Origin of the sequence: Daejeonella sp., assembly GCF_037719425.1 — a bacterium.
Classification (GTDB): Bacteria; Bacteroidota; Bacteroidia; order Sphingobacteriales; family Sphingobacteriaceae; genus Daejeonella.
This window is the reverse complement of record NZ_JBBJNI010000101.1, coordinates 1-6,957: the sequence shown is the minus strand read 5'-3', so window position 1 is coordinate 6,957 and position 6,957 is coordinate 1. Positions and strand designations below refer to the sequence as shown.

At 40.0% G+C, this 6,957-nt stretch carries 8 protein-coding genes; 1 reads left to right on the top strand and 7 read right to left on the bottom strand.

The genetic code is table 11. The annotated features are described in order from the left end of the window. The 6 genes from coaE to WKF69_RS13185 all read right to left on the bottom strand — a co-directional run. The coding region (gene coaE / locus WKF69_RS13210) for a dephospho-CoA kinase (protein ID WP_340382544.1) at positions 1–533 on the bottom strand (533 nt) is incomplete at its 3' end. Beyond that, on the bottom strand, positions 533–1,480 hold the full coding sequence (locus WKF69_RS13205) for a YbbR-like domain-containing protein (RefSeq protein ID WP_340382543.1): 948 nt from the start codon (positions 1,478–1,480) through the stop codon (positions 533–535). The genes WKF69_RS13205 and coaE, both read right to left, overlap by 1 nt. 80 nt (positions 1,481–1,560) lie before the next feature. Next, a complete protein-coding gene (gene yajC, locus WKF69_RS13200; protein ID WP_340382542.1) occupies positions 1,561–1,845 on the bottom strand; it encodes a preprotein translocase subunit YajC in 285 nt (94 codons plus the stop codon). A 27-nt stretch (positions 1,846–1,872) separates the two neighbouring features. Next, a complete protein-coding gene (locus WKF69_RS13195) occupies positions 1,873–2,301 on the bottom strand; it encodes a DUF1573 domain-containing protein (protein ID WP_340382541.1) in 429 nt (142 codons plus the stop codon). Between the two features lie 7 nt (positions 2,302–2,308). Next, a complete protein-coding gene (gene nusB / locus WKF69_RS13190; protein WP_340382540.1) occupies positions 2,309–3,256 on the bottom strand; it encodes a transcription antitermination factor NusB in 948 nt (315 codons plus the stop codon). 30 nt (positions 3,257–3,286) lie between these two features. Continuing rightward, a complete protein-coding gene (locus tag WKF69_RS13185) occupies positions 3,287–4,375 on the bottom strand; it encodes a Glu/Leu/Phe/Val dehydrogenase (protein WP_340382539.1) in 1,089 nt (362 codons plus the stop codon). A 150-nt stretch (positions 4,376–4,525) separates the two neighbouring features. Between WKF69_RS13185 and WKF69_RS13180 the strand changes: the two genes are divergently transcribed. Further along, positions 4,526–6,310: an ABC transporter ATP-binding protein gene (locus tag WKF69_RS13180; protein ID WP_340382538.1), complete on the top strand. Its 1,785-nt coding sequence runs from the start codon at positions 4,526–4,528 to the stop codon at positions 6,308–6,310. Between the two features lie 16 nt (positions 6,311–6,326). Here the strand turns inward: WKF69_RS13180 and WKF69_RS13175 are convergent, their stop codons facing one another. Further along, positions 6,327–6,662 (bottom strand): hypothetical protein, encoded by a 336-nt coding sequence (locus tag WKF69_RS13175; protein ID WP_340382537.1) that lies wholly within the window; start codon positions 6,660–6,662, stop codon positions 6,327–6,329. Between the last annotated feature and the right edge of the window lie 295 nt (positions 6,663–6,957).

Genomic DNA, 6,957 nt, shown 5'->3' with positions numbered 1-6,957 from the left:
TGTTCATCATTAACAATAATATGATCTGCAAGCTTTTCTTTCTTCTCATCAGAGAATTGCCTGTTCATCCGTAACCTCACCTCGTCTGCTGAAGTATTATCTCTTTGAATGATCCGTTCGATTCGCAACTCCTCCGGCGATTTCACCAGGATTGATTGATCGCACATTTTATAAGAATCACTTTCAAAGAGCAGCGCAGCTTCCTTCAAAACATATTGCGCATGCTTCTGCTCATCAACCCATATATCAAAAGCCCTGAATACTGCCGGATGGACAAGTGCATTAAGCTTTGTCAGTTGTTTTTTGTCGCTAAAAACGATTGAAGATATATGCTTTTTGTTGAGACCTCCATTCTCGAAATACGATTCCTGCCCAAATCCTGCAATAATATCCTGCCGAAGCAACACATCTGTATGCATTATAGATTTCGCAGCGTTATCCGCATAAAAAACCGGAATGCCGAGTACTTCAAAAACTTTACAAACTGTAGTTTTACCGCTTCCAATTCCCCCGGTTATTCCTATTTTCATCATTATTTCTGAATGATAAAGTCCACGGTTTGAGGCTCGATCCTCACAAGCCTGCAAAAACCGGGAAACCTGGTAATCCTCAGCGGCAATTGTTTATAAGAATTTTGAGTCCAGTTATCAAGATCGACTATTACTTCAAAAAAATCCCTGTCAATTTTCGAATAATTACTTAGAGCAGTCATAAAAGTTATCTTTACCTTTTCCGGAAGCAATTTAATGTCGTGATAGTTCCGGTTGTTCCGGACTTTGATAGTTACGTCAATCGTCTTCTCGGTGAACTCATCTACAGGGATCTTCACATCCGCATATGACGGGTATATATTAATATTGGCTATCACAGGACGCTTAAGCGCGACTTTTGAACTGATATTTCTGCCAACATTTTTAGCGTTTAAGGTATCTGTCTTCCATACCCGGATCCGCGAGAGATCTTCTTTCGGGCCTGTTACAGTGACAAAAGCAGGGTTTATCGTAACAGATTCTGAAATTCCGTACTGCTTTATAAACTGTATATCACTGACCAGCTCTACAGGCACTCTCTTTATCGCCCGGGAGGAGAAATCAAAATACAGGGTATCCGGCTGAACATATACCACCTTCTGAGTCGAGCTGAACTGCCGGTTGATATAACCTAATTGATCCGATAAGTTGATAAAAGTCTGCTTGTTAAGATCCTTCAGGTCAATATCCACAGACCGGGGTTTGATACGTAATTTGGAGAATAGCAGCTGCCAGCCAGTACCTTCAATCTGCAATTTAACTGTATCTGACTGCAGAGAATGAAACGCTTTATTTTGAGGGAAATTTACAAAACGCACAACAGTCCTCGCCTGGTAAACATAGCTGTTCGAGAGTGCAAAAAACAGCCATGCCCCTAACGCAAATGCAAGGCAAATGAAAAACATAGAAATTCGCCGCCGTTCACTTTGACTGAATTTTATAAAAGGCATATCTGAATTATATCTGCAAATTTAATCAAATAAAAACGCCGCCTCAAATGAAGCGGCGTCAGTATATTTTATATTCCCGCTTATTTGACCGCAGGTGTGTTTAATGCCTTTGATGCCTCCAGGGAAATGGATGATTTTTCGAAACGGATCTTTGTTCCACTATCAACCTCCACAAGAAAGGTAGCATCATTAACGTCTACGATCTTGCCATGAATTCCAGAGGTAGTGATAACCTTATCCCCCTTTTTTAATTCTTCAACATACTTTTTATGATCCTTAGCCTTTTTCATTTGTGGTCTGATCATAAAGAAATAGAATACCACAATGATGAGGAGCATTGGTAAAAATTGTCCGATTTGTTCCATATTATAATTGTCTAAATAAAATACTAATTACTTGGCGGTCGCGGCGTTTACCACGTTCCCTAAAATATTCAACTGAGTAAGCTCCGGAACAGTATTAGCGGTTATCGTAACAACTTTATTCTGCATACCTACCTTACCAGCACTGTCAAATACTACACTAATCACACCCTCTGCACCCGGAGCAACCGGCTCTTTTGGATAATCAGGAACTGTACATCCGCATGTGGCTGTTGCACTTGTGATAATAAGCGGGCTATTGCCGGTATTTGTAAATTTAAAATCATGCGAAACCTTCTCGCCATCAGTAATTTGGCCAAAATCGAATGATTCTTTCACAAACTTAAAAACGGGAGGTGCTACGGTCTCCGTTTCAGTGGATGCGGATTGTTTAGGATCCTGATTGCTGCAAGATGCCAAAATAGCCACGCAGGCCAGTGATAAAATGATCTTTTTCATATTTAATTTATTCTATTAGTCCTCTGCCTATCTTTCGAACTTTTCCTTTTGCTTTAAGATCGGCTAAAATTTTATCTAAAATACCGTTTATAAACGAATTACTTTTCGGGGTACTGAATTCTTTTGCTATTTCTATATATTCATTCATGGTCACCTTAACCGGTACGGATGAAAAGTGAACCAGCTCAACAATTGCCATTCTCATCAGCAGAATATCCATAACAGCAATTCGATCAGCTTCCCAGTTCTTTGTCTTTTGGGAGATCAGTTCCTGGTATTCGTTTTCGTATGCGATCACTTTATTAAAAAGGTCCAGGATAAACGGTCGGTCTTCATCCCAGTTAGGGCAGATCTGTGCGAGATGATTTTCTGAAGGTTGCTCGCTTGAAAAATTCTTGAATGTTTTGGCAACCAACGCTTGCAGGACTTCTTTATCTACCGGCCAGTTGATAAACTTTTCTTCAAATACTTGTTCTATTCCCGGCGATTTAAGGATCAGTTTTTTGAAGATAAACTTGATGATATCCTTGTCGGATTTTATGGTATGCTCAGTCAAGGCAATAAATTCCTTGTATTCCGCAGACGTTTTCAGTGAGGAAAAAATGGATTTTGCGACCTCCGGATCAAAATCCCAGGATATTTTATACTTTTTAACTGCAGCAAGATATTCCTTGTTCTGAAGTAAGGCGGTTATAAAAAGATTGCTCTTTAGCATATCACTTGCATTCAGATCATCTTCAGATGGTAAATGCTTATTGGCCCGTTCTTCGACATCAATAACGCTATACTCCGCTACTTCAATCAGCAATGAAAGCAACCAAATGTACATCTCATAAACCTTATCGACATTTTGAAGCAAAGCATTTTCAAATGGCTTCACATCTTTTAAGTCCGATTGCTGGTAGGAATATAATACCTGCAACGCTTTAACCCGCAGGTGCCTTCTATTTAACATGTATAAGAACGATTTATTTATAACGCCTGATTACCAGGCTGCTTTTATTTTCCGAATATCCTCAATCCGCTTTTCAGCTATTTTATTAGCTGCTTCGTTTGTTGGGATATTTTCTTCTTTCGATTTCTTTAGTACTCTCCGGGTTGCCTCATAAATGTTTTCAGTCATTTGAAGAGTTTTCTTTTTATTGAACCCTGCAATTTCCGAATAACAATTAATCAGACCCCCAGCGTTAATCAGGTAGTCAGGTGCGTATAAAATGCCTTTTTCCAATAGCATCTTTCCGTGCACCTCTTCATCTGCCAGTTGATTATTAGCAGAACCAGCGATGATAGAACATTTCAGCCGGTTAATAGTTTCGGTATTCACCGTTGCTCCAAGTGCACATGGAGAATAAATATCTATATCAAGATCGAATAGCTTATTGGTTGATATTGCCTCAGCTCCATACTTTTGTGCTACTTGTCCAAGCCGTTCCTCGTTAATATCGCTGATGTATACTTTAGCATTTTCATTTCTCAGCAATCCAACCAGTATCTCGCCTACGTGTCCAATACCCTGGACAGCAATAGATTTTCCGGCAAGGCTATCATTTCCAAAAAACTCTTTGACAGAAGCCTTGATCCCCATAAAAACACCGCGGGCTGTCACCGGTGAAGGATCGCCACTTCCTCCAATCGATTCTGGAATACCTGTAACATATTTGGTCTCCATACGGATATATTCCATATCTCTGGGGTTGGTACCAACGTCTTCAGCTGTTATAAATGAGCCATTCAGGTTTTCAATAAATCGCCCGAATCTTCTCATCAAAGCTTCGCTTTTCTGCAGGCGGCTGTCTCCAATTATAACTGCTTTACCTCCGCCCAGATTCAAGCCGGTAATAGCTGCCTTGTAGGTCATACTGCGGGATAAACGCAAAACATCGTTTAACGCTTCCGTTTCCGTTTTATAAGCAAACATCCTTGTGCCGCCCAATGCAGGGCCAAGAGTTGTATCATGAATGGCAATAATTGCTTTCAGCCCGGTACCCGGATCAGAGCAATATACCACCTTCTGATGCCCGGATTGTTCAAGGTTACTAAAAACGGATTGTTCATCAAACTGAGATAACGCCATATTGGTTGCTTGCTTTACGCGACAAAAGTAGTAAAAATTCCATATTTTGATCATTAAACAGAAAAACCATAGTGCCTGAAACCCGTAATTTAATGGGGTCATCTTGAAATAGAATCACAAATTCTGGTTAATTTTGGAGCATACGCAAAGATGAAAGAACTCGGCTATCTCAATAAATTTTTCTATAAATATCGATGGAGGTTTATTCCCGGGATCTTATTTGTGCTTATATCTAATATATTCGGAGTGCTTCCTGCACAGGTAATTCAAATTTCATTTGATCTTGTAAGCGAAAATATAACGGTGTACAGGCTCTTTAGCGGCTTTGAGAGGCAGAATGTAATCAATGAAATATTTGGCTACACGCTGATGCTTTTCGGTGCCATCGTTCTGGTCCTCGCACTTCTGCGTGGTATTTTCCTGTTTTTCATGCGGCAGACTATTATTCTTATGTCCAGGCATATAGAATATGATCTTAAAAATGAAATCTATAATCATTATCAGCAATTGTCTATGGCGTTTTATCGCCGAAACAATACCGGCGACCTCATGAACCGTGTTACCGAGGATGTAAGCCGCGTCCGCATGTATTTGGGGCCAGCAATTATGTACACGATCAACACCGTTGTGCTGTTTATTATGATCGTCGCGTTCATGTTTAGTGTAAATGCCAAGCTTGCCTTATATTCTCTTCTGCCACTGCCCTTTCTTGCTATCACTATTTATTATGTAAATACGATGATCAATAACAGAAGCGAGAAGATCCAGGAACAGCTTTCAGTTCTTTCGAACTTCGTACAGGAGACATTTTCAGGCATCAGAGTAATTAAGGCTTACGTTCGGGAAGACGATGTACGGGAAAAATTTGATGTGGAGAGTGAGAATTATAAATCTCAATCCATGGCCCTGGTGCAAGTTCAAGCCTTGTTTTTTCCTTTGATATTGCTGCTGGTAGGTCTCAGTACAATTATTACCGTTTATATCGGCGGCATTGAAGTGATGAATGGAACGATAAGCTCGGGAAACATAGCTGAATTTATTGTTTATGTGAGTCAATTAACCTTCCCTGTGATGTCATTAGGATGGGTAACATCGCTTATTCAGCGGGCGGCAGCATCTCAAAAAAGAATCAATGAATTTTTACATACACAGCCTGAAATCACCTCCCCGCGTACAGAGTCGGCAGATATTAGCGGGCGTATAGAATTCAGGAACGTAAGCTTTACATATCCGGATACAGGTATCCAGGCCATTAAAGGTGTCTCATTTGAAGTTAAACCAGGCGAATTCCTTGCGATCATCGGTCGCACGGGATCTGGTAAGTCGACTATCGCCAACCTTTTAATGCGAATGTATGATACTGATACAGGTGAGATCCTAATCGATGGAAAGCCACTTCGCGACCTTGACCTGAATAACTTCCGGCAACAGGTTGGTTTTGTGCCTCAGGAAGTGTTCCTGTTTTCTGACAGTATAAAAAACAATATAGCCTTTGGTATCGCCGACCCTAATAATGAAAGCATTGAGAATGCCGCAAAGAACGCAGCGGTGTATCAGAATATCAAAGAGTTTGAGAAAGGATTTGAAACCCTGATCGGGGAACGGGGAATTACACTTTCTGGTGGTCAGAAACAACGGCTTTCCATAGCCCGGGCAATCATTAAAGAACCGCAGATCCTCATATTCGACGATTGTCTTTCAGCTGTCGACACGAGAACAGAGGAGCAGATTCTTAATAACCTGGGCAGGGTCATGAAAAATAAAACCAGTATTTTAATAGCACACCGCGTGTCTACAATTAAAAATGCAGACAAGATATTGGTTATTGATGGGGGTGAAATTATGGAGCAAGGGAGCCACAAAACCCTCATGGCGCAAAAAGGAATTTACTTTGAACTGTACGAAAAGCAGTTGCTGGAAGAACAAACGGCCTAAGCGATACATAATTCTATTAATTTTTCGACCATAACAGCATCTCATTCTTCCTTTTATTAAAAAATTCCCGGGACTCATCCTCACTAAAGGAAAGCTTATTCCCCGAACAATAGTAAATTCCTCCGACGCAGTTTGAATTCGAAGAAAGCAAGTTTGTGAAATAAAATACCTGTTCGCCACTAAAAGTGTAAGAATAAAATTTGGCGCCACCATAAATGAGACAAGAGCCGCCCCCGGCAACCATGTTAACTGCCCAAGGCAACTGCTCGATTGAATTAACATTGCAAGATGTGGACTTCTTACAGGAACCTATAGCTAAAGAAATAACCAGCAGAAGTAGAAATTTTTTCATTGGTTGGTAACTGTAAGTGTAGGTAAAATTATTCATATTTAGACCAGACGAATAATTTTACCAAAACGCACATTTTTAAGTTAGGATACCAAATGACTCCAAGTGCTATATATGACCTTTTCGGGAAAGAAGTTTGAAATACAAGATAGCACGTTTAGGAAAATGTCAAAGTGTCTATAAAAAAAATCAATTTGTAACTTTGCGAATATCTATTATATTTACCCCAACCTAAAAAAAATGACAATGGGAGATTTCGACAACAAAGAAAGAGAAGAGGTTTTTTCAAAAAAGGTAA

Excerpts from the sequence above, each read along its gene's own strand:
- WKF69_RS13205 (WP_340382543.1), bottom strand. The coding sequence starts at position 1,480 with ATGCCTTTTATAAAATTCAGTCAAAGTGAACGGCGGCGAATTTCTATG.
- yajC (WP_340382542.1), bottom strand. The coding sequence starts at position 1,845 with ATGGAACAAATCGGACAATTTTTACCAATGCTCCTCATCATTGTGGTA.
- WKF69_RS13195 (WP_340382541.1), bottom strand. The coding sequence starts at position 2,301 with ATGAAAAAGATCATTTTATCACTGGCCTGCGTGGCTATTTTGGCATCT.
- nusB (WP_340382540.1), bottom strand. The coding sequence starts at position 3,256 with ATGTTAAATAGAAGGCACCTGCGGGTTAAAGCGTTGCAGGTATTATAT.
- WKF69_RS13185 (WP_340382539.1), bottom strand. The coding sequence starts at position 4,375 with ATGGCGTTATCTCAGTTTGATGAACAATCCGTTTTTAGTAACCTTGAA.
- WKF69_RS13180 (WP_340382538.1), top strand. The coding sequence starts at position 4,526 with ATGAAAGAACTCGGCTATCTCAATAAATTTTTCTATAAATATCGATGG.
- WKF69_RS13175 (WP_340382537.1), bottom strand. The coding sequence starts at position 6,662 with ATGAAAAAATTTCTACTTCTGCTGGTTATTTCTTTAGCTATAGGTTCC.